This is a genomic window from Arthrobacter sp. DualSoilB13 (assembly GCF_055389195.1).
Genome location: NZ_AP035865.1, coordinates 3805240 through 3828611, shown reverse-complemented (window position 1 = coordinate 3828611; position 23372 = coordinate 3805240). Strand labels below are relative to the sequence as shown.

20 protein-coding genes are annotated in these 23372 nt (G+C 63.1%); 8 read left to right on the top strand and 12 right to left on the bottom strand.

All coding sequences use genetic code 11. The features are described 5' to 3' along the window. Positions 1–1344: an NtaA/DmoA family FMN-dependent monooxygenase gene (locus ACZ5J0_RS17655; RefSeq protein WP_464093691.1), complete on the top strand. Its 1344-nt coding sequence runs from the start codon at positions 1–3 to the stop codon at positions 1342–1344. Further along, positions 1344–1505, top strand: a complete 162-nt coding sequence (locus ACZ5J0_RS17650) for a hypothetical protein (RefSeq protein WP_464093690.1) — start codon at positions 1344–1346, stop codon at positions 1503–1505. Before ACZ5J0_RS17655 ends, ACZ5J0_RS17650 begins: the two co-directional genes overlap by 1 nt. A 14-nt stretch (positions 1506–1519) precedes the next feature. On the opposite strand, the gene ACZ5J0_RS17645 is transcribed toward ACZ5J0_RS17650, so the two are convergent. From ACZ5J0_RS17645 to ACZ5J0_RS17635, 3 genes are all read right to left on the bottom strand, one after another. After that, positions 1520–2725 carry an FG-GAP repeat domain-containing protein gene (locus ACZ5J0_RS17645; protein ID WP_464093689.1) on the bottom strand — a complete coding sequence of 402 codons (1206 nt, stop codon included), beginning with the start codon at positions 2723–2725 and terminating at the stop codon, positions 1520–1522. A gap of 131 nt (positions 2726–2856) precedes the next feature. Continuing rightward, complete coding sequence (locus ACZ5J0_RS17640; RefSeq protein ID WP_464093688.1) at positions 2857–3300, bottom strand: GNAT family N-acetyltransferase; 444 nt, start codon at positions 3298–3300, stop codon at positions 2857–2859. 36 nt (positions 3301–3336) lie between these two features. Next, positions 3337–3675, bottom strand: coding sequence for a ribbon-helix-helix protein, CopG family (locus tag ACZ5J0_RS17635; RefSeq protein ID WP_166842153.1), 339 nt, complete (start codon positions 3673–3675; stop codon positions 3337–3339). A gap of 395 nt (positions 3676–4070) precedes the next feature. On the opposite strand from ACZ5J0_RS17635, the gene ACZ5J0_RS17630 reads away from it, so the two are divergent. Then, positions 4071–5000 carry a threonine/serine dehydratase gene (locus ACZ5J0_RS17630; protein ID WP_166842154.1) on the top strand — a complete coding sequence of 310 codons (930 nt, stop codon included), beginning with the start codon at positions 4071–4073 and terminating at the stop codon, positions 4998–5000. Positions 5001–5097: 97 nt separating this feature from the next. Here ACZ5J0_RS17630 and ACZ5J0_RS17625 read toward each other — a convergent pair whose 3' ends face one another. Beyond that, on the bottom strand, positions 5098–6090 hold the full coding sequence (locus ACZ5J0_RS17625; protein WP_464093687.1) for an ABC transporter substrate-binding protein: 993 nt from the start codon (positions 6088–6090) through the stop codon (positions 5098–5100). Between the two features lie 280 nt (positions 6091–6370). Between ACZ5J0_RS17625 and ACZ5J0_RS17620 the strand changes: the two genes are divergently transcribed. Beyond that, positions 6371–7360 carry an LLM class flavin-dependent oxidoreductase gene (locus tag ACZ5J0_RS17620; protein WP_142937697.1) on the top strand — a complete coding sequence of 330 codons (990 nt, stop codon included), beginning with the start codon at positions 6371–6373 and terminating at the stop codon, positions 7358–7360. A 10-nt stretch (positions 7361–7370) separates the two neighbouring features. Here the strand turns inward: ACZ5J0_RS17620 and ACZ5J0_RS17615 are convergent, their stop codons facing one another. From ACZ5J0_RS17615 to ACZ5J0_RS17605, 3 genes are read right to left on the bottom strand one after another with little or no spacing between them, the layout of a single operon-like run. Then, positions 7371–8807, bottom strand: coding sequence for an amidase (locus ACZ5J0_RS17615; RefSeq protein ID WP_464093686.1), 1437 nt, complete (start codon positions 8805–8807; stop codon positions 7371–7373). Next, positions 8804–10036 (bottom strand): M20 family metallo-hydrolase, encoded by a 1233-nt coding sequence (locus tag ACZ5J0_RS17610; protein WP_142937699.1) that lies wholly within the window; start codon positions 10034–10036, stop codon positions 8804–8806. Before ACZ5J0_RS17610 ends, ACZ5J0_RS17615 begins: the two co-directional genes overlap by 4 nt. Before the next feature lie 44 nt (positions 10037–10080). Continuing rightward, a complete protein-coding gene (locus ACZ5J0_RS17605) occupies positions 10081–11424 on the bottom strand; it encodes an MFS transporter (protein WP_142937700.1) in 1344 nt (447 codons plus the stop codon). Positions 11425–11477: 53 nt separating this feature from the next. Here ACZ5J0_RS17605 and ACZ5J0_RS17600 point away from each other — a divergent pair, with 53 nt between their 5' ends. Continuing rightward, on the top strand, positions 11478–11690 hold the full coding sequence (locus tag ACZ5J0_RS17600) for a hypothetical protein (protein ID WP_208096876.1): 213 nt from the start codon (positions 11478–11480) through the stop codon (positions 11688–11690). A 73-nt stretch (positions 11691–11763) separates the two neighbouring features. On the opposite strand, the gene ACZ5J0_RS17595 is transcribed toward ACZ5J0_RS17600, so the two are convergent. Beyond that, entirely contained in the window at positions 11764–12681 is a 918-nt protein-coding gene (locus tag ACZ5J0_RS17595; protein WP_166842158.1) for a LysR family transcriptional regulator, read from the bottom strand. A gap of 29 nt (positions 12682–12710) precedes the next feature. Beyond that, on the bottom strand, positions 12711–14351 hold the full coding sequence (locus ACZ5J0_RS17590) for a PucR family transcriptional regulator (protein ID WP_464093685.1): 1641 nt from the start codon (positions 14349–14351) through the stop codon (positions 12711–12713). A gap of 113 nt (positions 14352–14464) precedes the next feature. Between ACZ5J0_RS17590 and ACZ5J0_RS17585 the strand changes: the two genes are divergently transcribed. The 3 genes from ACZ5J0_RS17585 to ACZ5J0_RS17575 all read left to right on the top strand — a co-directional run bounded on the left by ACZ5J0_RS17585 (position 14465) and on the right by ACZ5J0_RS17575 (position 20160). Next, entirely contained in the window at positions 14465–15952 is a 1488-nt protein-coding gene (locus tag ACZ5J0_RS17585) for a CoA-acylating methylmalonate-semialdehyde dehydrogenase (protein ID WP_142937704.1), read from the top strand. A 43-nt stretch (positions 15953–15995) separates the two neighbouring features. Beyond that, positions 15996–17357 (top strand): aspartate aminotransferase family protein, encoded by a 1362-nt coding sequence (locus tag ACZ5J0_RS17580; protein ID WP_166842161.1) that lies wholly within the window; start codon positions 15996–15998, stop codon positions 17355–17357. A 166-nt stretch (positions 17358–17523) separates the two neighbouring features. Next, entirely contained in the window at positions 17524–20160 is a 2637-nt protein-coding gene (locus ACZ5J0_RS17575; protein WP_464093684.1) for a trehalase-like domain-containing protein, read from the top strand. Positions 20161–20180: 20 nt separating this feature from the next. Here ACZ5J0_RS17575 and ACZ5J0_RS17570 read toward each other — a convergent pair whose 3' ends face one another. From ACZ5J0_RS17570 to ACZ5J0_RS17560, 3 genes are all read right to left on the bottom strand, one after another. Continuing rightward, a complete protein-coding gene (locus tag ACZ5J0_RS17570) occupies positions 20181–21107 on the bottom strand; it encodes an AEC family transporter (RefSeq protein ID WP_464093683.1) in 927 nt (308 codons plus the stop codon). 160 nt (positions 21108–21267) lie between these two features. Next, positions 21268–21699 carry an aspartate 1-decarboxylase gene (panD, locus tag ACZ5J0_RS17565; protein ID WP_178995752.1) on the bottom strand — a complete coding sequence of 144 codons (432 nt, stop codon included), beginning with the start codon at positions 21697–21699 and terminating at the stop codon, positions 21268–21270. A gap of 155 nt (positions 21700–21854) precedes the next feature. After that, a complete protein-coding gene (locus ACZ5J0_RS17560) occupies positions 21855–23366 on the bottom strand; it encodes a rhamnulokinase (protein WP_464093682.1) in 1512 nt (503 codons plus the stop codon). Positions 23367–23372 lie beyond the last annotated feature (6 nt).

Here is a 23372-nt window from a genome sequence, read left to right as displayed (position 1 = left end):
ATGACACGCGACATTTTCCAGCCAAGCGGGCAGATCCAGTTCGGGATCTTCTTCCAAGGCGTCAACTCCGGGACCATCTGGAAGGCGCCCCAAGCGGGTTCGCAGACGGACTTCGAATCCTTCCGCCACATCGCCCAAACTGCCGAGCGCGGTAAGTTTGCCGCCTTCTTCCTGGGCGAAGGGCTGCGCCTGCGCGAACACCTCGGCCGCCCCCATGCCCTCGATGTGGTGGGCCGGCCTGACGCTCAGACCATGCTTGCCGCGCTCGCCGCAGTGACCAGCAACATCGGCCTTGTGGCGACGCAGAACACCACGTACAACGACCCCGCTGACCTGGCACACCGCTTGCAGTCCTTGGACCTGATCTCCGGGGGCCGGGCCGCGTGGAACATCGTCACCACGGACAATGCTTGGACCGGTGCGAACTTCCGCCGCGGTGGCTATCTGGACCACGCCGACCGCTACAAGCATGCCGAAGCGTTCGTGGAGACCGCCAAGAGGATCTGGGACTCGTGGGAAACCCCCACCGGACCCGCCCGGCCAGTCCTTCACGAAGGCCAGCACTACACCGTTGATGTGACCCCGCGCCTGCCGCGCAGCGCCCAGTACCGCCCCGTGCTCTTCCAAGCCGGCGATTCCCCGGACGGGCGTGACTTCGCAGCCCGCCAAGCCGACGTGATCTTCTCCGCCCACCCCAAGTTCGATGACGCCGTGGAGTTCCGCCGGGACATCGTGGCACGTTCCATCGCCGCGGGCCGCGGTGCCAACGCCGTGCAGATCATGCCGGCCAGTGAATTCATCCTGGGTGCCACCGATCAGGAAGCACAGGAGAAGAAGGCATGGGTACGGAGCCTGCAGATCGGACCGCAGCAGGCCATCGCCTACCTGGAACAGTTCTGGGGGCGGGAGCTCTCCTCCTACGACCCCGACGGCCCACTCCCCGAGATTGACCCCGTGGTGGAGGAAACCTCTGAGACGCGCGGCAGCGGCTTCCACGGCGCCAAGGCCCGTCAGCTTGCGGATCAGTGGAGGGCCGAGGCGAAAGACAAGGGCCTGTCCATCCGCCAGTTCGTCACCTCCAAGACGGCACGCATCGACTCCACGTTTACCGGCTCCTACACCGCGGTGGCGGACCACCTCGCCGAGTATGCCCGGGTTGGGGCGGTGGATGGCTTCAACATCTCACCATGGCTCATTCCCACAGGCTTGGACGAGATCGTGAACCACCTGGTCCCCGAACTCCAGGAACGCGGCGTCTACCCCACCGAATACCGGGGCGCTACCCTCCGCGAAAACCTGGGTCTGGAGACGCCGGTGCGGACCGAAGAGCCGGCGCACGCCTGATGAAGGCTGAACACCTGCTGAAAAACGTGCTGCGGCGGCTCGGCTTCCAGCCGCGCCCCGGAGCAACAGCGCCCGACGACGGCGGCGTGAGTGCCGCCGTCGTCGACGTTTCGCGCGGGACAGTCAGCTTGCAACTGACGGTGGGCAGCCAGTCGCTATAGTTTCTCCCCAGAATCTAAAGGAGTTCGCGGAACACGTTCCATCCGTTTCCAATAGGCCCGTAAGGGCCGTAGAGGCCTGTAGTGGCGGCGCCGGTGGAGTACGTGACGAGGTCGCCGTTGCCGTTGATGGCGACAAGATTGTTGTACTTCTGATGAGCGAAACTGCCAAGGCCCGCCACATCCAGGAACTCATTCCAGCCACCACCCATGAAGGCCTGGGCGCCCCAGCCGCCCTGGCCGTTGGCTGAGTAGAGCTGGAGGCCGCCGTTGATGTCCCGGCCGAAGACCTCCACGGTGCCGTCACCGTTCATGTCGCCCCCGGGGATGATCTTGTTCATGACCTGCCAGCCCCAACCCACCTTGGACGGGGTGAGCCAGCCACCGTTGCCGTCGCCGGGGTAGAGGAACAGCTCGCCGGCCGGGTTTCTTGCCAGGACGTCGTTGGTGCCGTCGCCAGTGAAATCCCCGGGACCCACGATCGAGTCGAAAATGTTCCACCCTGCACCAACCTGACGGGTGGGGAGCCAGCCGCCGTTGCCGTCGCCGGGATACAGGAACAACTGACCTGACGCGTTCCGCGCCAATAGGTCGTTGAACCCGTCGCCGTCAAAATCTCCGGGGGAGAAGACGATGTTGAACATGTTCCAGCCGGCACCCACCTGCCGGGGTTCATCCCAAGAGCCGAAGTAGGCCGGGCAAGGGCCCTCGCACATGCCTTTGTAATAGGTGTACGTGCGCGGATACAGGACCAGCCTGCCGTCATGGGTGCGGGCAAGAGGTTCAAAATTGCCGCGCCCAGTCCAGCCCATGGCTCGGCTGGAAGCCTTGATGGGTGTGGTCTCGGCGCTGACTTGCGTTCCAGTGGGGCAGCCTTGTTCACCAGGAGTGAGCGGGTAGACCCTCAAGGAGATGCGGCTGCCTTGGTCTTCAGGGAGGACACGCAGAGTTTCACCCTGACGCTCCGCCGGGAGTGGTTCGCCGTCCCTTAACCACTCCAAGGTGATCGCATCCCCGGAGCCATCCGGGTTCCGGCAGCCCCAGTAGTCGTAGTTGTACTGCCGCCTCATCTCGGAGCCCACATAAGGGACGCCGTCGATGAACGGCGTAGGCTGTGATGCCGCAGTGGCCGGACCAGCGGCGACTAGCCCTGAGCCCAGTAGTCCCATTGCGAGTGCGGTGGTGGCGGCGCTCTTGAATAGGCGCGCCTTAAAGATCCCCATGTTTCCCCCCGGAAAGTATCGCGTGGTAGCCGCGTGGTGTGTGCTGAGGGTACCGCACTTCCGACCACGTAGTCAGGGGGTGGTGGTTAGGGGGGGTGGCGGTCAGGGGGTTGGTGGTTAGGGGGTGGCGGTCACGGCTTGGCGGGCGTCATCATGAAGACATCAACGGGGTCCTCGGATTCCAGCACGAAGCCGTGGCGTTCATACAGGCGACGGGCCGGGCTTCCCTGCAACACGTCCAGACGAAACGGGCGCTCGTCCACCGTTGCCGACATCACGTGGCGAAGCACGGCACCGCCCAGCCCTTTGCCCTGATGCGCCGGAGCCACATAGAAATGTTCAATCCACCGGCTGTCCGGCTCGGGGCGGATAGCGATCACACCCGCGTCAACGCCGTCCGAATGGATGATGTACGTGTGCTCGGGCTGGAAGCCTTTCAGAAAGCGCTCGCGGACCCTCACTGGATCAAAGCGCTGCAGCCGTTCGAGATCCGGGCGCATCACCACGGCGCGCAGTTCGGCAATCCAGGAAGCGTCGGTGGCAACGGTGGGGCGGAGGACGAAGTCAACGGACATGGGTTCAAGCCTATGTCCACCCCCATATCGTTTTGTTCAGGACGCCTTGGCCAGGTACTCGGCCAATGCATCACGCATGATGGCTGAGGGCTTTCTCTGCTCAGCAGCGGCGCGGGCCACCAGTTGTGCGTCCATTTCCTCCGGAAGCCGGAGGGAACGAGACGGCGAGGTGCCCCGGGCACTCAATGACGGCTTTCCAACGGCGCGTCGTACAGCTTCCGCTGAACCCAGCGCAGCCTCAAGAATCGATCGTCCAGCTTCGGGACCGCTAGCCTTCGTGATGTGAGCATCAGGTCCGATGTCCGCTATCTCAGCCCAGTCGGCGAGACCCGCGTAGCGGTCCTCCTCTTTTGCTTCCATTCCAGCGTCACTCATAGCGCACTGCCCCTTTCTGCAATATCAAGAATCTTACGTCTGGCTTCCATGACGTGAAAGACAAAGATGTCGTCTGGCGGTGTAATAGACGCCATCACCTCTAAGGTCATCCGGTTGTCCCTACTGGGTCCGATAAAAAGATCAGGCCTGGTGGTTGTGTCCACGCGAGGCTCATCAAATTGTTGGATGCGGTAGGTGTAATTGAGGATTGCGTTCAGGGCATCTTCCCGCGTTACGCCATGTTTACCTGAGCTGCTAGCCCATCTAATCCCCATGGATTATTGTCACACAATAATGGTTAATATTGCAAGACAATACAAGTGGATGCTGGAACCGGCAGGACGTCGCGCGCCCACGCGAACCATAGGATGACATGGACGAAAGGTGCAGCCAGGATGGTCACACGTGAAGAGGTAGAAGCAGCGTACTCAAGGACGGCAGGTTGGGTTCGTCATACTCCGCTGGCTGAGAGCGGCGACCAAGAGGCCTATCAGCTGTGGTTCAAATGCGAGTACATGCAGCACACTGGATCCTTCAAGGCACGCGGCGCCTTCAACAGGCTCCTCACGGCGCAGGAAAGCGGCGAGCTAAACCCGGAGGTGGGCATCGTGGTGGCGTCCGGTGGCAATGCCGGCTTGGCCAATGCCTACGCCGCGGCCAGGATGGGGGTCCCGGCGACTGTATTCGTCCCGGAGTCTGCTCCGGCAAACAAAGTGCACAAGCTCTACGCGATTGGTGCCACTGTGGTCCAGGGCGGCGCGGAGTATGCGGACGCTTATGCCGCTGCGATCCGTTACGCGGAGGAAAAGGGCGCGGTCTACTGCCACGCTTATGATCAGCCCGAGATCGTAGCCGGTGCCGGTGGTGTTGGGCTTGAGCTCCTGGATGAACTGCCCGACGTCGACACCATTCTTGTTGCTGTAGGCGGCGGCGGGTTAATGGGTGGCATTGCTGCGGCCGCCGAGGGCAGGGCGCAGGTGGTGGGCGTCGAACCCGAGACAGTCCCCACGCTGCACACCGCGTTGGCCCAAGGTGAGCCGGTGGATGTGGCCGTGTCCGGAATCGCTGCGGACTCCCTTGGCGCCCGGCGGATTGGCGAAATCGGCTTTGGAGTGGCCCGGCGTACCGGTGTCCGGAGCGTCCTCGTCAGCGATGAAGACATTGTGACCGCCCGCAGGGCTCTCTGGGAAAATTACAGGATTGTGGTGGAGCACGGTGCAGCAGCGGCCTACGCGGCGTTGCTCTCAGGCGCCTACGCTCCACGGGCGGGCGAAACCGTTGCAGTGATCCTCTGCGGAGCCAACACCGATCCCGCCCACTTCTAACCGCACCCAACTGAGTAACAGCAGCACACAAAGAATCCCCGCCGGTTGATGTCCGGCGGGGATTCGTCGTCGGCAGGTGGCCCTGCCATAGCGGTTCCTACTTCTTGGGCAGGCCTGCCGGGTTCAGCTCGGACGCAGGAATCGCCTCGGATGAGAGGCCCCAACGGTCCAGGATCTTCGCGTAGCTTCCGTCCTTGATGAGGGTGTTCAGTGCAGCCTGAGCAGCCACCGCAAGGCCGTTGCCTTTCTGGGTGGTGAAAGCAATCTCAGCCTTCAGCGGCCAACCGCCTTCCAGAGTGCCCACTTCCTTGGTCTTGCCATCCTTCGCAGCTTTGTACGCCGCGGATGCGTTGGGTCCGAACGTCAGGTCCGCACGGCCCGACTGGAGGGCCAGCTGGGAGGCGGAGTCGTCGTCGTAATACTGGAACTCAACCGGCTTCAAGCCGTTCTTCTTGTTCTCCTCGTCCCAGCGCACCAGGATGGCTTCCTGGTTGGTGCCCGAGCCAACGATGATTCGCTTGCCGGCAACATCCTTGGCTTCCTTGATGGGTGCGATGTCCGAATCAGTCTTGGCGTAGAAGCCCAACAGGTCATTGCGGTACGTGGCGAAGTCGAACTTCTCCTTGCGCGCCTCGGTGACCGTGACATTGGATAGGACTGCCTCGTACTTGCCGGACTCGACACCCAGCGGCCAGTCTGCCCACGCCACCGGGAGCACTTCGACCTGCAGGCCCAGGCTCTCGCCCACCGCGTAGGCAATGTCCACTTCGCTGCCGATGAGGGTCTTGTTGTCCGTGGCGAAGGTGCTCAACGGGGGAGTGCCGCCTGTGGTCACCACGGTTAGCTTGCCATCGGCCTTGATGGCATCGGGAACCAGGGCAGCCGCGGCAGAGTCCACCGTCACCTTGATGCGGTCCTGCTGCGGGGTCAGGTTGAACTCTTTGGTGGAGGAGTTGGAAGAAACGTTCGACGCCGGAGCTGACGCCCCGGTTGCGGCGGTCGCCCCAGGATCGGAGCAGGCAGCCAGCCCCAGTATCGCCGTAGCGGCCAGCGCCGCGGTGGCCCCGGTCTTGAGAGCAAAGCGTGCCATGTGTTTCTCCTTGGGTTCCCCTAATCATCACGATAGGGAGGTCTGATGCGTACTTGTGGCTGCAACTATCCGGCAGCTTCCGGGAGCGGGTCAAAGCGTTCTGAAACGCTGGGATACAGGGGTTCACGGCAGTTAATCGGGCGTCGAAATGGGTCACAAAACACGGGCCAGGACACCGCGCGACGCAACTCACAGAAATAAGCCGGGGGCCGTCGTCGTTGTCCATAGAGTGCCCGGCAATCAACCGTGCGGGCACCACAACGTACCGAAAGGCTTTCCTGTGACTGTTCCTCTTTCCATCCTCGACCTGGCAACCATCGGGAAGGGCCAGACGGTGGCGGAGAGCTTGGCGGGCAGTGTTGCCATGGCGCAGAAAGCCGAAGAGGTTGGGTACCGCCGTGTTTGGTACGCCGAGCACCACAACATGTCTGCGATTGCCTCCTCCGCTACCAGCGTGCTGATCGCTCACGTCGCCGCCCACACCAACACCATCCGCCTCGGGGCCGGTGGTGTGATGCTGCCCAACCACTCGCCGCTGACCATCGCTGAGCAGTTCGGCACGCTGGAAACACTGCACCCGGGGCGAATCGACCTCGGACTGGGCCGTGCCCCCGGCAGCGACCAGAACACCATGCGCGCGTTGCGTAGGGACCATACTTCCTCGGACCGCTTCCCGCAGGACGTGTTGGAACTGCAGGGCTACCTCACCGGTCCCACCCGCATTCAAGGTGTTGAAGCGACGCCGGGCAAGGGCACCAACGTGCCGCTGTACATCCTGGGATCCTCGCTGTTCGGCGCCCAGCTGGCAGCCCAGTTGGGTCTTCCGTACGCGTTCGCTTCACACTTTGCCCCCGCCGCGCTTCAGGACGCTGTTGCCGTTTACCGCCGCGAATTCAAGCCCTCGGATCAGTTGTCCGAGCCGTACGTGATCGCCGGCGTGAACGTTACTGCCGCGGACTCCAACGCCGAGGCACAGGCCATCCACCTCGCTGTGAAGCGCGCCCGCGTCTCACTGTTCTTCGGTGGCGGCCGCGAGTTCACCGACGACGAAGCAGACATGGTGCTTGATTCCCCGCAAGGCCAGCACATTGCCCAAATGATGAAGTTCTCCGCTGTGGGAACCAAAGATGTGGTGCGTGACTACCTCGACGAGTTTGCGGCATTCGCTGATGCTGATGAACTGATCGTGGCCCACCAGAGCATCGGCACCGAAGAGCGCCTGCGGTCGGTGGAACTTGTGGCTGAGGTCGCGGGGCTTGTGGCCGCGTAGGCTGACTCCGCTAGCCCCCATGCCCCGCGAATTCGGGAGCCACGGGATGGCGACCAGCCCACGGAAGTGTGGATTCCACGGCCGCCCCGAGGTGGAAAACGGTGGCGTCATCAAATGGGTGTCCCACAATCTGCACTCCTGTGGGAATACCGCAGTCAGCCATTCCACTGGGAATGGCCAGGACCGGGCAACGGTTGGCGATATTGAACGGTGCCGTCATGTGTGCCTGCCAATAATGGCTGAGGTGCTGGCCGTTGACGTCGATTCCGTTGAGATAGTGGGCGTCTGCGTCCAAAGCCGGAGTAGCCGACGCAGGACACAGCAGCGCATCGAACCCGGTCATGGCCTCTGCCAGCTGTCCCTGCAGGAGGGTTTCGGCCCTGAGCCCGTCCACAAAACGGTTTTCTTCGGCGGCCGCGCGGGCATCAGCCATAAAACGCCTGGTGTAAGCGGCGAGCTGGGGCTCAGTCCCGGCCGTGTCGTCCTCCATGGCGGGACCCAGCAGGTATCCGAAATGCGTGAACATGGTTTTGCTGATCTTCTGGACGGTCCACGGGAGGGTGATCTCTTCCACCACGGCCCCCGCCGCCGTGAGGGCTTGCGCCACTCGCCGCGTGTTGGCCTCAACATCGGGAGCTACGGGGTAATCGCCCAAGCGTATGCACAGCGCAACCCGTAAACCGGCCACAAATGCAGGATCGGGAGTTATGGACGCCGCATCCGCCACAGTGGTGTGATCGCCGGGGTGTCGCCCGGACATGATATTCGCCAGCAACGCGGTATCTGCCACGGTACGTGCCATGGGCCCATCGCCGCGGTAGTGGTCCGCTGACAGAGGGGCTAATCCCGGGATCCTTCCGTAGGGAGCCTTATAGCCCACGGTTCCTGTGAACGACGCCGGCAGCCGGGTTGATCCCGCAATGTCTGATGCCGTGGCCAGGGGTGCGAAGCCTGCAGCCAATGCCGCACCGGAACCTCCCGAAGACCCGCCGGGGGAGAACCGCAGATTCCAGGGGTTTCGGGTGACACCCCAGAGCGGGCTGTGCGTCACCGTGGCGCAGCTCAATTCCGGGGTGGTGGTCCGGGCATGAATGATTCCGCCGGCGCGTTGAATTCTCTCGATCACAGGATGGTCCGCCGCTGCAATGGTGTCCCTCCGCGCCACCAGGCCTTGGGAGAGTGTGCGCCCTTGAATCCCGTGCTTTTCTTTTGCAGCCACCGGCAACCCCAGAAGGGGAGTGATATCGCGTCCGCGGGCGTACCGCGTGGCGGCTTTTTGCGCAGCCGGCAGAGCGTCGTCGAAGAGCGTCTCCGTCAACGCATTGATGCCGCCGTTCACTTCCTCGATGCGGCTGATCAGCGATTGCAGGAGCTCCACAGGCGAGAGCTCACGGCGTCGGAACAAGCCCAGGGCAGTACTGGCGTCCAAGTAGTGCAATTCGGTCATGCCAGTTCTCCCTGCACCAGAGCCCGGGTAACACCCGTCAGCATCTCCACGCCGGTCACCATATCCTCGTCCGTGGTGAACTCGCGCTCGCAATGGGATACGCCGTCCACACTAGGTACAAACAGCATCACCGAGGGAACAGCAGTGTTCATGGCCACGGAATCATGCCCGGCCATGGTCTGGATGCGGCGGGAAGACAGCCCAAGGTTGGCAGCGACCTTGGCGGAGAGCTCCAGTCCAGCTTCCGGAAACCGGCGGATGGGGCGGATATCGAAGTCTTTGACGTTGACCTTGATGTCATGCTCAGCGGCCAGCTCCTGGATATCTGCCAGTAACTTGGCCCGGGCCGACTTCACGATGTCCGGTTCACCGGATCTCAGGTCCGCCACCAAGTGCACACGACGTGCCACGACGATTGGCGAGTTGGGCTCCAGCGTCAGTTGGCCCACGGAGGAGACCAGGGCCTCTTCTGCGAATTCCTCGGTGACTTGATGGACCATCAGGATGATTTTCGATGCAGCTACCAGCGCATCGTGGCGGTCTGCCATGGCCGTTGCACCGGTGTGGGACTGTTCGCCCAGCACTTCAATATCCAACTTCTGCGTGTACCAGCTGCTATCAACGAGCCCGATGCTGATCCCTTCCCGCTCCAGGATCCGGCCCTGCTCGATGTGGATTTCTGCGTACCCCGCCGCTTTCGGTCCCGTATCTGTGCCGAGGTAGCCGATGCCTTCCAAGGCTTCACGGACTGAGACGCCTTGGAGATCTTTCACGGACAGCATCTCTTCGCGGTCAAACAGCCCCGTGAAAACAGAGCTTCCCATGACCGAAGGTGCGAACCTGCCGCCTTCCTCGTTGAACCAGTTGACCACGGCCAGGTTGAAGCGGGGCGCGTCGCCGGTGGTCTTGACGTCCAGGTCGATGGCCCGGGCAGCATGCAGAGCGGCAATGACGCCATAGGCGCCGTCAAACCGCCCACCCAGGGGTTGGCTGTCCAGGTGGGAACCGATCAGGATGAAGGGCGCCCCGGGCGTCCACTCAACCAGCCCGAACATATTGCCGATGCCGTCTACCTGAAGCTGCCATCCGGCGTCGTGAATCCACTGCCCAAACCAGGCGCGGGTTTCGGCATCTTCCGGCGTTGCGGCCTGGCGGTCTACGCCGTTGTTGGCTGTGGCACCGATGGTGGCCACGTGGTGGAAGTCCTGAAGAAAAGCTGAGGAAGTCATGGAGGTCCTTAGGGTGCTGTGGAATGCGGTGGGTGCGGTGTGCGTCAGCCCATTCGGCCGCGGGTCTCGGGCACCTTGGTGAAGAGGATCAGGAGAAGCACGACGGCGGCAGCTGCCGCCATGTAGAGGCCCGGCGCGTGCGGTACTCCAGTAGCGCCTACCAAAGCCGTGCCGATGAGTGGAGCGGTGCCGCCGAAGATCGCATAGGCGCCGTTATAACTAACCGCGGCCGAGGTGAAGCGTGTTTTTGTGGTGAAGATCTCGACGAAGAACGTGTAGCAGCCGCCGCCGTAGATGCACAGGGCCACCACGAAGATGGACTGGCCGAGCAATGCCAGGGGCAGGCTGCCGCTGGTGACGAGCATGAAGCTCGGTATGGACAGCAAAGCCAAGGCAGCGGAACCAGCAATCAACATTGGCTTGCGGCCGAAACGATCCCCGATTCGTCCGCCGATCGGCAGGAGTACGGCATACAGTGCCAGTGCTGCGGCGTTGACCATCAGCGACTGCTCGCGGCTGAGCTTTCCTGTGGTCTGGACATATGAAACGAAGTAGGCAGAGAGGAAGTAGAATCCCATGGCTGTCAGGCCCATGACGAAGATGACCTGCACCATGCGGAGCTTGTTCTCGCGGAAAGCCTCGCGGATGGGGCTGAATTCCTTGGTCTGACCGGATTGTGCCTCTTTGAAGACATCGCTTTCTTCGGTACGGCTGCGAATCCACACTCCAAACAAGGCAAGGGGGAGGGCCAGCAGGAACGGAAGGCGCCATCCCCATTCCATGAATGCTGAGTTGGGCATGGACTGGCTGAGGATCAGGATCATGGAACCTGCCACCACAGAGGGCAGCGCTGTTGCCGCGATGGTGATGTTGAGCCAGAAGCCACGTTTGCTCACGGGCGCGTGTTCGAACACGAAGGACGGGGCGCCAACAGATTCGCCACCCGCGGAGAATCCTTGGATAAGCCGGCAGAGCACCAGGAGGGCCGGTGCCCAAGCTCCGATTTGAGCGTAGGTGGGGAGCAGTCCCATGAGGGCAGTGGCTCCGCCGATCGCTATGAGGGTGATGGTGAGGACGCGCCGCCGACCGATCCGATCACCCAGTGCACCGAAGAACAGGCCGCCGAGGGGGCGGACCACGAAAGCCACGCCGAACGTCGCGAACGTAGCGAGCATGGCTGTCAGCGGGTTGCTGCCCGGGAAGAAGAGTTGGGAGAACACCACAGCTGTGAGGCCGTAGAGGGTGAAGTCGTAGAATTCGATGAACTGACCGACGCTGCCGCCTGCCAGAACACGCTTCTGCATGGTTGTGGACTTGTCACTGGTGGAGGGCGCCGAGGCCGCTGGATCTTTGGCCGATTCGTGTGCGGCGAGCTTGTTGAGGGTCATGACTGCCACGCTAGGTTGCTCAGGTTTCCTGTTGCCGATTCAGTGTTTCGGCTATGGGAAATGATGTGGGCGATTATTGCCTGGTTATTGCTGACGGGGCCATGCGGGGAAACCGCGCGGACATTTTCGACGCTGTTCTGCACCATCGAATCTCCTCTGATCAGGATGGCAAACCGGGGTCCGGCCAAGGCGACTTTCCTGCAGTGGCGGGGACCTGGGGGTCTTCCGCGCTGATGTCGATGCCGGACTTGTTCAACCATCGGTGACCCGCGTCACATCTGTCCAATTGATTGTTTTTGATTCTGCGATCGATTTATTTGATAGAAGCTGGAGCGAAACCTAGTCGCGCGCAGCTCCGTACAAGGTCAGGCAGGTCTCTTCGAAAGCGAGGACGCGCTTGGTGGCCTGGACACCCTCGGGCCTGACCAGCATCACCTCGATCGGGGGAAACGCATCCGTTAATGCCAACGGGACCACCTTGCCGCCCGAGTAGGTCACGTCGCTGTGCAGGCGCTGGTTGAGGATGGCATAGCCGTGACCCTTGGCAACAAACGAGCGGACCGTCTCGTAGCCGGCAAATCGATGGCGGACATTCTGGACTACCCCTGCTGTGGCATACAACTGCTCGTAGTACTCCCGGCTGTGCGGGAGGTCCAACACCACGGAAGGCTCGCCGTCGAGCTCTTTCAGGGCAATTTCGCGTTCCGGGCGCCCCGCCGCCGGATGACCCTGGTGGACCAGGATGTGCGGCGGAACCCGCTCCACCACCTTGTAGGCGAACCCCTTGCCAAGACCCAGCCCGTAAGTGAGGGCAACATCGCAGCGGCCATCCATCAGCGCGTCCTGCAACGTGGCCAGGTCCGCCTCCAGAATGGAAACTTCGACGCCGGGATGCCGGGTTTCGAAGGTCTGCAGGATGGCGGGAAGACGGAAAGGCGCCAAGGGGGCAAAAACGCCCACTTTCAACTCACCTACCAGCGTGGTGGAAAGTCCCCGCGCCGACTCATACAGCGAATCTGCCTGCTCCAGGAAGGACTTGATGTCCTGGGCGAATTGGCGGCCGCTCTGCGTCAACCGCAAACCGCGGGACTTGTGGCGCACGAACAACTGCGTAGCCAGGCTTGCTTCCAGCTGAGCCATGGCAGCCGACAGGGCAGACTGCGTCACCATGAGCCGCTGGGCGGCAGCTGTCATATTCTCGAGTTCGGCCACCACGGCGAAGTACCGAAGTTGCGTCAGGGTGAAGGGCTTGGCCATCTGTCCATGGTGCCATCAACAGCGAGACGTCACTGCCCCCGGATGAGGTGTGCCAGGAGCGCCACGTGCAGTGAGGTCCGCGATTCCGCGTCCTCCAAATCCACCCCCAGCAGATCCTCGAGTTTCCTGAGCCTGGCGTAAAGAGTGGGCCGGCTCAGGTAGCCACTGCGTGCCATGGCGGCCTTGTTGCCACCGGATCCGAGGTACCGTCCCAGCAGGTCCAGGTATTCGCCTTTGCCTTCGGCGTCCGCTCGGAGGACGGCGGACAACTCCGACTCCACGAACTGCTGAACGCGGGGATCCTTGCGCAAGAGAGCCAGCAGCCCGCGGAGGCGCACGTCGGTAGCCCGGAAGTAGGGCTTGCCCGTATCCCGGAGCGTGGCGGCGCTTTCGGCCACATGCGCTGCTTCGTCGATGCCCGCTGCGGCCTCCAAGAGCGTTGGCTGCAGACGGCCAACTCCGATGATCCAGCCGGGGGGTGTGGCCTCAGCCGGACCGGCGGCTGCCTCCGCGAGGATGTGGAGCGTCGGTTCCTCCTGCTGCCGGGCGGGGAGGGAAAGGATCATTCCTACTGAACCGGACTGGATGCTTGCCGCCAACGCTGTGCCGGCGCTGGACTTCAATGCTTTGGCCAGCCTCTCCAAGAGTTCGCGCTCGTCCTGCTGGCCGGCGAAGGGGTCGCCGGAAAGGATGGGCGAACCCCATGCTGTGAGGGCAGTCCTGAATACGAGCGGCACATAGTAGGAGGATCGCTTCAACCCCAAGGAACCGGCGCGTGCCAATGCTTCTGCTTCGCTGAGCCCACGGGGTTGGCGGAGTGCGTTCAGGAGTCCGGCTTGCGCATGGTGGCTGAGCTCGCGCTGATCGCGATCCGCCAATCGGTTGATGGCCAGGGTCTGGGCCGCCCGTTCCAGAACCATGATGGCCATGTCCTGATCAGCGTCCAAATCGGCGGGTGGCATAGGCACTACCAACCTGCCCCACACTTGTTGCCGTACTCCCACTGCCGCCTGGAGCCACTGTTCCGGTCCGGATCGTGCGGTGTGGGCAGGGAAGGGGGTGGTCCGGGATCGCCGCTCCCAGTCGTTCAGAAGATCCGTGGTGGATACGCGCTGCCCGGCATAGGCAAGAACCAGGTGTGAGAGGTCCTCCAGCACTACCGATGCACCGATCATGGAGGCCGCTTGCTCCACCACACGTTGGGTGTCGGCACTTTCCAAGCTCAGCACGGTGAAGGCCTCATGGACGTCGCGGGCACGTTCCACACGCTCCAGTTGTTCAGCCACGATCATCCTGTGCACAATCTCCGTGACCTGGACAAAGCGCACCCGATGCTCCACCACAACCACGGGCATGGAGGCGGAGCGGGCCGCTTTCTCCAGGGCCCTGCGGCTGCGGGGGCGCTGGCCAATGAGTTCCACAATCAGTCCGGCCGCTCCGGCGGCCTCCAGCGAAGAGATGAACGACGCCGACTCTTCCGGGGACTTCTCCAACTCCAGTCCTGTGGTCAGCACCAATTCTCCGCCGGACAGCAGGCCGCCGACGTCGAGAATTTCGCTGACGTGCACCCAGCGAACGGGCGCCTCCAAGCGGTCAGTACCGCCAAGAACGGTGGGTACGGCGGCCCGCAACACGGGAAGCTCAAGGACGGCGCGAACAGTGGGCAGCATTTACACAGTGTAAGGCTCTCAAGGAATTCTCTTACACATAGGCCCTACTGCGGCTGCTGAACGCCGGACAGACTGAATCCAGCCTTCACATCACCCCGCACCAAGGAGAACTCTTGAACACCATCGAGCACTGGATCAACGGCAGCTACGTCCCGGCCGGAGACCGCACCGCTCCCGTTACCAACCCGGCCACGGGTAAGGTCACCGGGCAGGTTGCCCTGGCCAGCGTGGAGGACGGAAACACCGCAGTCGCCGCCGCCAAAGCGGCCTTCCCGGCGTGGCGCGATACCTCCCTGGCCCGCCGAACCCAGGTTCTTTTCGCTTTCCGTGAGCTCCTCAACTCCCGCAAGGACGAGCTCGCCGCGATCATCACCTCCGAGCATGGCAAGGTCCTGGACGACGCCCTGGGCGAAGTAAGCCGCGGCCAGGAAGTGGTGGAGTTCGCCTGCGGTATTCCGCACCTGCTCAAGGGCAGCTACACCGAAAACGCCTCCACCAAGGTGGACATCCACTCCATCCGGCAAGCGCTGGGTCCCGTGGCAATCATCAGCCCGTTCAACTTCCCGGCAATGGTCCCCATGTGGTTCTTCCCCATCGCCATCGCGGCAGGCAACACCGTGATCATCAAGCCCAGCGAGAAGGACCCCACGGCCGTCAACTGGGTGGCCGAGCTCTGGAAGGAAGCCGGCCTTCCCGACGGCGTCTTCAACGTCCTTCACGGTGACAAAGTAGCGGTGGATACCCTGCTGACACACCCCGACGTCAAGGCCGTTTCCTTTGTGGGATCCACCCCGATTGCCAAGTACGTCTACGAGACCGCCACCGCCCACGGCAAGCGGGTCCAAGCCTTGGGCGGCGCGAAGAACCACATGATTGTCCTGCCCGACGCCGATCTTGACCTCGCCGCCGACGCCGCCGTCAACGCCGGGTTCGGTTCGGCCGGTGAACGGTGCATGGCTGTCTCGGCGCTGCTGGCCGTCGGCGACATCGCTGATGCTTTGGTGGATAAAATCGCTGACCGTGCCCGCTCGCTGCGCACCGGCGATGGACTGCGAGGTTGCGATATGGGCCCGCTGGTGACCTCCCAGCACAGGGACAAGGTGTCCGGATACGTCGACGCCGGTGAAGCGGCAGGTGCCACGCTCGTCGTCGACGGTCGCAGCGTAGTTCCCGACTCCGAAGGCGACGGCTTCTTCGTAGGCCCCACCCTGTTCGATCACGTCACCACGGACATGTCCATCTACCAGGAAGAGATCTTCGGCCCGGTGCTCTCAGTGGTGCGGGTGGACAGCTACGACGACGCCCTGGCCACCATCAACGCCAACCCGTACGGCAACGGCACCGCGATTTTCACGAACGACGGCGGTGCCGCCCGCCGCTTCGAAAATGAGGTTGAGGTGGGAATGGTTGGCATCAACGTCCCCGTCCCGGTGCCCATGGCCTACTACTCGTTTGGCGGATGGAAGAACTCCCTGTTCGGAGACACCCACGCCCACGGTTCTGAAGGAGTGGGCTTCTTCACCCGGGGCAAAGCCGTCACCACCCGCTGGCTGGATCCCAGCCACGGCGGGATCAACCTCGGTTTCCCGCAAAACTCCTAAGCGTTCCCCCGAACTACTCAGAGACGACGTCAGGAAAACCATCATGACCGCCATTCTTGAACCGCAGCAGACGGACCGTGAGGCAGCCCAGCGCGCCTACGATCTTGACCGTCAACACGTCTTCCACTCCTGGTCCGCACAGGACACGCTGGATCCCATGGTCATCACAGCCGCAGAGGGCTCACACGTTTGGGACGGTGAGGGCAACAAGTACCTGGACTTCTCTTCCCAGCTGGTCAACACCAACATCGGGCACCAGCACCCTGCCGTCGTCGCAGCAATCGCCGCACAGGCAGCCAAGCTGTGCACTATTGCTCCCAGCTACGTCAACGACGCCCGATCCGAAGCCGCACGGTTGATCGCCGAGCGAACCCCGGGGGAGCTGGACAGGATCTTCTTCACCAACGGCGGAGCGGACGCCAACGAGCACGCCGTCCGGATGGCCCGCTTGCACACGGGCCGCCACAAGGTCCTCTCCGCCTACCGCTCGTACCATGGCGGAACGCACTTAGCCGTTAACATCACCGGAGACCCACGGCGGTGGGCCAGCGACAACGGCTCCACGGGAACCCTGCATTTCTTCCCGCCGTACCTCTACCGCACGGCCTTCCACTCCACCACCGAGGAGCAGGAAGCTCAACGGGCCCTGGAGCACCTGGAACAGCTCATCGAGCTCGAAGGTCCCACCAGCATCGCTGCGATCATGCTGGAAAGTATCCCTGGAACGGCCGGGATCTATGTTCCGCCGGTTGACTACATGCGGGGCGTGCGGGAACTATGCACCAAACACGGCATCGTCCTGATCGCCGACGAGGTCATGGCCGGCTTCGGACGCACCGGCAAGTGGTTCGCCGTCGAGCATTTTGACGTTGTCCCGGACCTCATCACCTTCGCGAAAGGAGTGAACTCCGGCTACGTACCGCTTGGTGGCGTTGCCATTAGCCCGGAAATCGCAGCCACTTTCGGTACACGCGCCTATCCCGGCGGGCTGACCTACTCAGGCCACCCCCTGGCTACCGCGGCCGCAGTGGCCACCATCAACGCCATGGAACGCGAAGGCATGGTGCAGCATGCGGCAAACCTGGGCACCGAGGTGATCGGCCCGGCGCTCGCCGGATTCGCCCAACGCCACCGCTCCGTGGGCGAAGTGCGGGGCCGGGGTGTTTTCTGGGCCATCGAGCTGGTCAAGGACCGCGCCACCCGCGAACCACTGGCTCCTTATGGTTCTTCCAGCCCCGAAATGAACCAACTCGTGGCGGCCTGCAAGTCACGCGGTCTCATCCCCTTCGCCAACTTCAACCGCATCCACGTGGTTCCGCCCTGCAACATCAGTGCTGAGGATGCCCGTGCGGGTCTGGCGATCCTGGACGACGTCCTGGACATCGCGGACACGTTCGCGGAGTAGCCGTGCTGCAGCATGTCCCGTTTCCCGAGCCGGTGGTGGCGTTCGGGGAGCGGGACCTGCCGGGGGATAAATCCAAGGAAAAGCTTTACGCATTTGCAACTTACTAGGTAGTCAAGCGAAACCGGAAGGGCGGAAACTGTAGCTATCCGCCCCGGAAGGATCCGCCATGCCTACGCACCTGAACCAAGCAGTAGCCGACTCTGCTCTGCTCATGAAGTCTCTCCCGCTTGGCCTCCTCCGCACCGTTCTCCAGTCTGACGCGGAGAGCGGAATTACGCCGCAGCTGTTCGCCGAACTCAGGGCACTCGCCCGCGTCCCCGGACTACTGGTGGCGTGCAATTACGGTGGGACTCTCTGCTCCGCTGAGGGCGTGTCCACCGAGACCTTGCCACTGGATAGCGCTGCGGTGGCACTCCGTGCGCTCGCCGCCTTGCCCAACACGCACACAGCCATCATTTCCGGGCGCTCGTTGCGGGACCTGGCCGCCGTTTCCCGGCTTCCGGCTGAGGTTCATCTGGTGGGTTCCCACGGTGTGGAATTCGACATGGGCTATGCCTACACCTTGTCCCTGGCCACGGAACAGCTCCTCCAACAGGTGGCTACGGCGTTGACCGAGGCTGTGGGCTTTGAGAAGGGCATCAGCATTGTCCGCAAACCCGTGGGCGTGGCCGTGCATACCCGGCCGGCTACCCCCGAGGTGGTGGATCGGGTGATTTTCCTTTCGCAGAAGATCGCCATTGAGTTCGGTCTGTACTTCATCATCGATGGCACCGTTTTGGACCTCACCGTGGAAGAGCCTGCCAAAGGCCAGGCGCTTGAGCAGCTACGTGCACGGCTCGGGGTAAGTGCCGCGCTGTACGCCGGTGACGCCGAGAGCGACGAAAAAGCAATCGCCACCCTGCGCGGACCGGACCTCGGCCTTCATGTGGGCCCCGGGGATACGACGGCGGCGCACACCATCGCTGACCCGGAAGCCTTTGCGCGCGTACTGGCGTTGCTGTTCGAACTCCGGCGGGCGTGGCTGTTTGGCGAAGATGCGGTGGGGCTGGAACGGCATTCCATGATCGGCAACGGGAGCTCCACAGCATTGCTGACCCCGGACGCCAAAGTCTGCTGGATGAGTCACCCCCTTCCGGATTCCGGATCCATTTTTGCGCACATTCTTGGCGGTGAACCCGCCGGTCACTTCAGCATAGAACCGGTGAAGCCATCGCAGGTGCTGGCTCAGCGGTATGTGGATAACACCATGATCGTGGAGACGCGCTGGGCTGACGTGACGGTGACCGACTACTTGGAACCTGCACCCGAAGGGATCACCAGCCTGGTGCGGGTGCTCTCCGGGACGGGCTCTGCACGCGTGGTGTTCGCGCCCAGGCCGGACTACGCCAACGCGCCGTTCAGCATGGAGGTCCGGGGCGACGAGGTCCATATCATGGGTACTTCGGATCCGATCATCCTCTCCGCACCCGGGGTTTCGTTCCGGATTACCAGCGACGGCAAATACGCCACGGCCACCGCAGAGGTTCCACTCAACCAGGGCCCCGTGGTGTTGAACCTTCGCTGCGGTGACACCGAGCCGCCACCCGCGGACCCGGGCGGCGAACCAAACCGGCGCACCGCCGTCGGGCAGTCCTCCCGTGACTGGATCAAGGCACTGCAGCTGCCCACCATCAAAACATCATTGGTGCGCCGCTCCGCGTTGGTGCTGAAGTCGCTTGTTCATGAGCCCACCGGCGCCGTGTTGGCCGCGCCCACCACCTCACTGCCTGAGGGCATCGGCGGGACCCGGAACTGGGATTACCGCTACTGCTGGCTGCGTGACGGTTCCATGACCGTGAATGCCCTGGTGTCGTTGGGCTCCACGCAGGAGGCCGACGGTTTCCTGACCTGGCTGGACCGCATCCTCCAGAATGCGCCGGGGCCCGAGTGGCTGCATCCGCTCTACTCGGTGACCGGGGCGCCACTCTCCACGGAGGCAATTGTGGAGAGCCTGCCCGGCTACGCGGGCTCGCGGCCGGTGCGCATTGGCAACGCGGCAGACCATCAGGTGCAGCTGGACGTGTTCGGACCCATCGCCGAGTTGATACATGACCTTGCCGAGCGCCGCGGATTCCTGCCCGATGAACACTGGTTCCTGATGGAGCAGATGGCCCATGCGGTGCTGGCCCGCTGGTACGAACCTGATCACGGGATTTGGGAAGCGCGGAGGGCCCCAAGGCACCACGTTTACACCAAGGTGATGTGCTGGGTCACGCTGGACCGGGCCCTCCGGGCTGCCGCTTTGCACGGGCGCACACCCCACGCCGACTGGGAGCCCACTGCCCGGACAATCCGGGAGGAAGTCCTTCGCGAGGGCTGGGATGAGTCCGCAGCTTCTTACACTGTGGCCTACGACAGCCCTGACCTGGATGCCGCGGTCCTGCACATCGGGCTCTCGGGCCTGCTGGATGTCCAGGACCAGCGCTTCCTGGATACCGTCACGGCGGTTGAACGCGAGTTGCGCGTGGGACCCACCGTTTTCCGATACAGGTACGACGACGGGCTGCCGGGTTTGGAGGGTGGCTTCCACATTTGCACCACTTGGCTGATCGAGGCGTACCTGGCTGTTGGCCGCTTGGATGATGCCTTGGAGTTGTTCAATCAGTTGGTGGCACTGTTCGGACCCACTGGCCTGTTGCCGGAGGAGTACGATCCCGGCACGGAAACACATCTGGGCAACCATCCTCAGGCATACTCGCATCTGGGCTTCATCCGCTGCGCCCAGCTCTTGGACTACTACCTGGCCAGCGCGGACGTGGAGTAACCCTCGCTTGGGCGGCACAGCTAGGCGAGCAGGAGCGCTACGGCGATCATGGCCGGCACAGCCACGATGGTGGTGATCAGCACTGTGTCCTTGGCAACCGTGATACCCGCTTGGTAACGGTTCGCAGCAACGAAAACATTCTGGGCCGTGGGCAGGGCCGAAGTGACCACCACGGCAAAGAGCGCGTGCCCGTCCATTCCCAAGGCGAAGCGGGCGAACAAGTAGGCGATCAGGGGATGGACAACCAGCTTGAATCCGCTGGCCAACAAGGTATCCAACCTCCGGCCTGCGGCTTTTTGCAGTGGCTTGGACCCGTTCAGGCTCATGCCGAAGGACATCAGCATGGCCGGAATCGCTGCGCCGCCAATGAGGTGGATGGGTTCCAAAATCAGTGTGGGGACCTGGAAGCCCGTACCCGCCACCAGAAGCCCCAGCGCTGAGCCCACAATCATGGGGTTCTTCACGATCATCAGCAGGAAACGCGCGGGAGTGGTGCGGTGCGAGCTGGTGCTGGCGTCCAGGGCCATCAGGTACATCGGCGTGAAGAACGCCAACTGGAAGATCAGCAGGGGAGCCACATAGCTGGCGTCACCCAGGACGAACACGGCGATGGGGATGCCAAGGTTGGCGGAGTTGGCCAAGGACGAGCTCATGGAGGACATCAGGGCTTCGGGCATGGCCCGCTTCAGCCAGAACTTCGCTATCAGGAAGAACAGCAAGCCCGTCACCACAGCGCCCACGGCTGTGACCAGCAACGGGGCGGCGAAGACGTCATGCAGTTTGGCTTTGCTCAAGGTCTCGAACAAGAGCGCCGGACTCGCCACGAAGAAGGTCAGCGAGCTTAGGACGGACCGGGCATTCTCGCCAAGGATGTTCCGGCGTCCAACGAACATGCCCACCAGGATGATGGCCCACACCACGAAGAACCCGGAAAGGACGCCGATCATGGCGCTGTGCGGGTGGGGGTTTGCTGGGTCACGGTTCCCAGCCTAGCCAGAACCGCCGTTCGAGTAAGCGTTTTCTGCCCAGAGTTCCGTCATACGGACTCACAACGCGCTCGACGTCGGCCCTCCGGTGAGTGCCGACGTCGAGCGTTGCTGTGGAGCCTTAGCTGAGGTGCGCGGCGTTGCTGAGCGCGTGCGGCGGGCGCATCAGCCCGGGAGTGTGGCCCTCGGCTGGGTCATTGCCCAGCTGCAGGATCTTGTTGTCCTTGCCCACGTGGACCACCCGCGGCTCGTACGTCCGGGCTTCTTCCGTGGTCATCTCAGCGTAGGTAATGAGAATGACGGTGTCTCCAACGTGGACCATATGGGCGGCCGCCCCGTTGATCCCGATCACGCCGGAACCGCGCTCGCCGGCAATGGTGTACGTCTCCAGCCGGGCACCGTTGGTGACGTCCACAATGGAGACGAGCTCGCCGGGAAGGATGTCGGCCGCGTCCAGGAGGTCCAGGTCGACAGTGACCGAGCCGACGTAGTGGAGGTCGGCGTGCGTCACCGTTGCGCGGTGAATCTTGGACTTGAACATTGTGCGGATCATAATGCGATCAGTTTAGCGCGGCACCCTCATCCGGCGCTGTGACGTACCAGACGTTCGGCCGATGGCGGTGTGGCTTCCTGACCTTGATTGAACGATGGATGGCCGCAAAGCAACCCCTGCGGGTTGTTTCGCGGCCATCCTCTTGCCAATGAGGGTCAGAAGGCCACGCCGCTGACCTCAGGGGCCGGCTCGTAGCGCGCCAGCTCCGTTCCGGCGGCAGCCAGCTTACGCAGCTGGTCCAGTCCGCCATCCACCACACCGGCAGCACGCGCCTGCACCAGCACGTTGCCCAGCGCGGTGGCTTCGACAGGTCCTGAAACCACAGGCTTTCCGGTGGCATTCGCGGTGAGCTGGCACAGAAGCCGGTTCTGCGAACCGCCGCCCACAATGTGCACCACGTCCACGCTGCGGCCGGTGAGCCGTTCGGCGTCGGCCAGTGTGCGAGCGTAGCCGGCCGCGAGGCTGTCCATGATGCAACGCACGACGGCGGCAGGACGGTCTGCGAGCAGCGCACCTGTGTTGCGCACGGCTGCGCGGATGCGGTCCGGCATGTTGTCCGGGGCGGTGAAGGCGGGGTCGTCGGCGTTGATCTGTGGGCCGCCCTCAGGCAGCGCCGCAGCTGAGTCCAACAATGCCGGCAGTGATTGGCTGAACCCCTGCGCAGCCCAAGCCCTCTGACATTCGCTGAGCAGCCACAGGCCGCCTACGTTTCGCAGGTACCGGATGGTGCCGTCCACGCCGCGTTCGTTGGTGAAGTTGGCCTTGCGGCTTGTTTCAGTCAGCACAGGCTTGTTCAGTTCCACTCCTACCAGCGACCACGTGCCGGAGGAGATGTAAGCGAAGTCCTGTTCCCGGGCGGGAACGGCTGCGACGGCCGAGGCTGTGTCGTGCGAGCCGACAGCCACCACTGTGGTCTCAGCGGGCAGGCCGGTCCGCTCCAGGATCCCCGGAAGCAGTGTGCCCACAGTTTCTCCGGGCTGGACCAGTGGAGGGAAGCCGTTCCGGGGCAGGCCCAGCGCGTCCAGGAATTCTGTTGCCCACTCACCTTTCACGGCATCGAAGAGTCCCGTGGTGGACGCGTTGGTGGCCTCGGTCCTGCGCTCACCTGTCAGCAGGAAAGCGATCAGGTCCGGGATCAGCAGAGCCTGCAGCCCTTCCAAATGCGGTTCGGCAGCGAGCTGGTAGATCGTGTTGAACTGCAGATATTGCAAGCCGGTGGTGGCGTACAACTTTTCCGGCGGAACGGCTGCATGCACCCGCTGCACCGTGGCCCGGCTGCGCTCGTCCCGGTAGCTGAACGGAACCGAGGTGAGTTCACCGGCGTCGTTCACCAATCCGTAGTCCACAGCCCAGGTGTCGATGCCGATGCTGGTGATGTGCTCGCCGTTCGTGGCCGCCACGCAAGCGGCGGCCGTCAGTCCCTTGAGTACCTCTGCGAAGAGGGCGTCGAAGTCCCAGTGGAGGCCGCCGTCGAGCTCCACTACTCCGTTGGGGAAGCGGTGGATGGTCTCGAGCGAAACGCCTGTGGAGGAGGAGACGCGGCCGAGCATGACGCGGCCGGACGAGGCCCCGATGTCGACGGCGGCGAACACTGTGTTGGGGGCTGCGGGAGCGGACACCGCCCCGGCATGTGCCGGGGCGGTGTCCGTGGTGGTTCCGTTGGTCACTGTCCG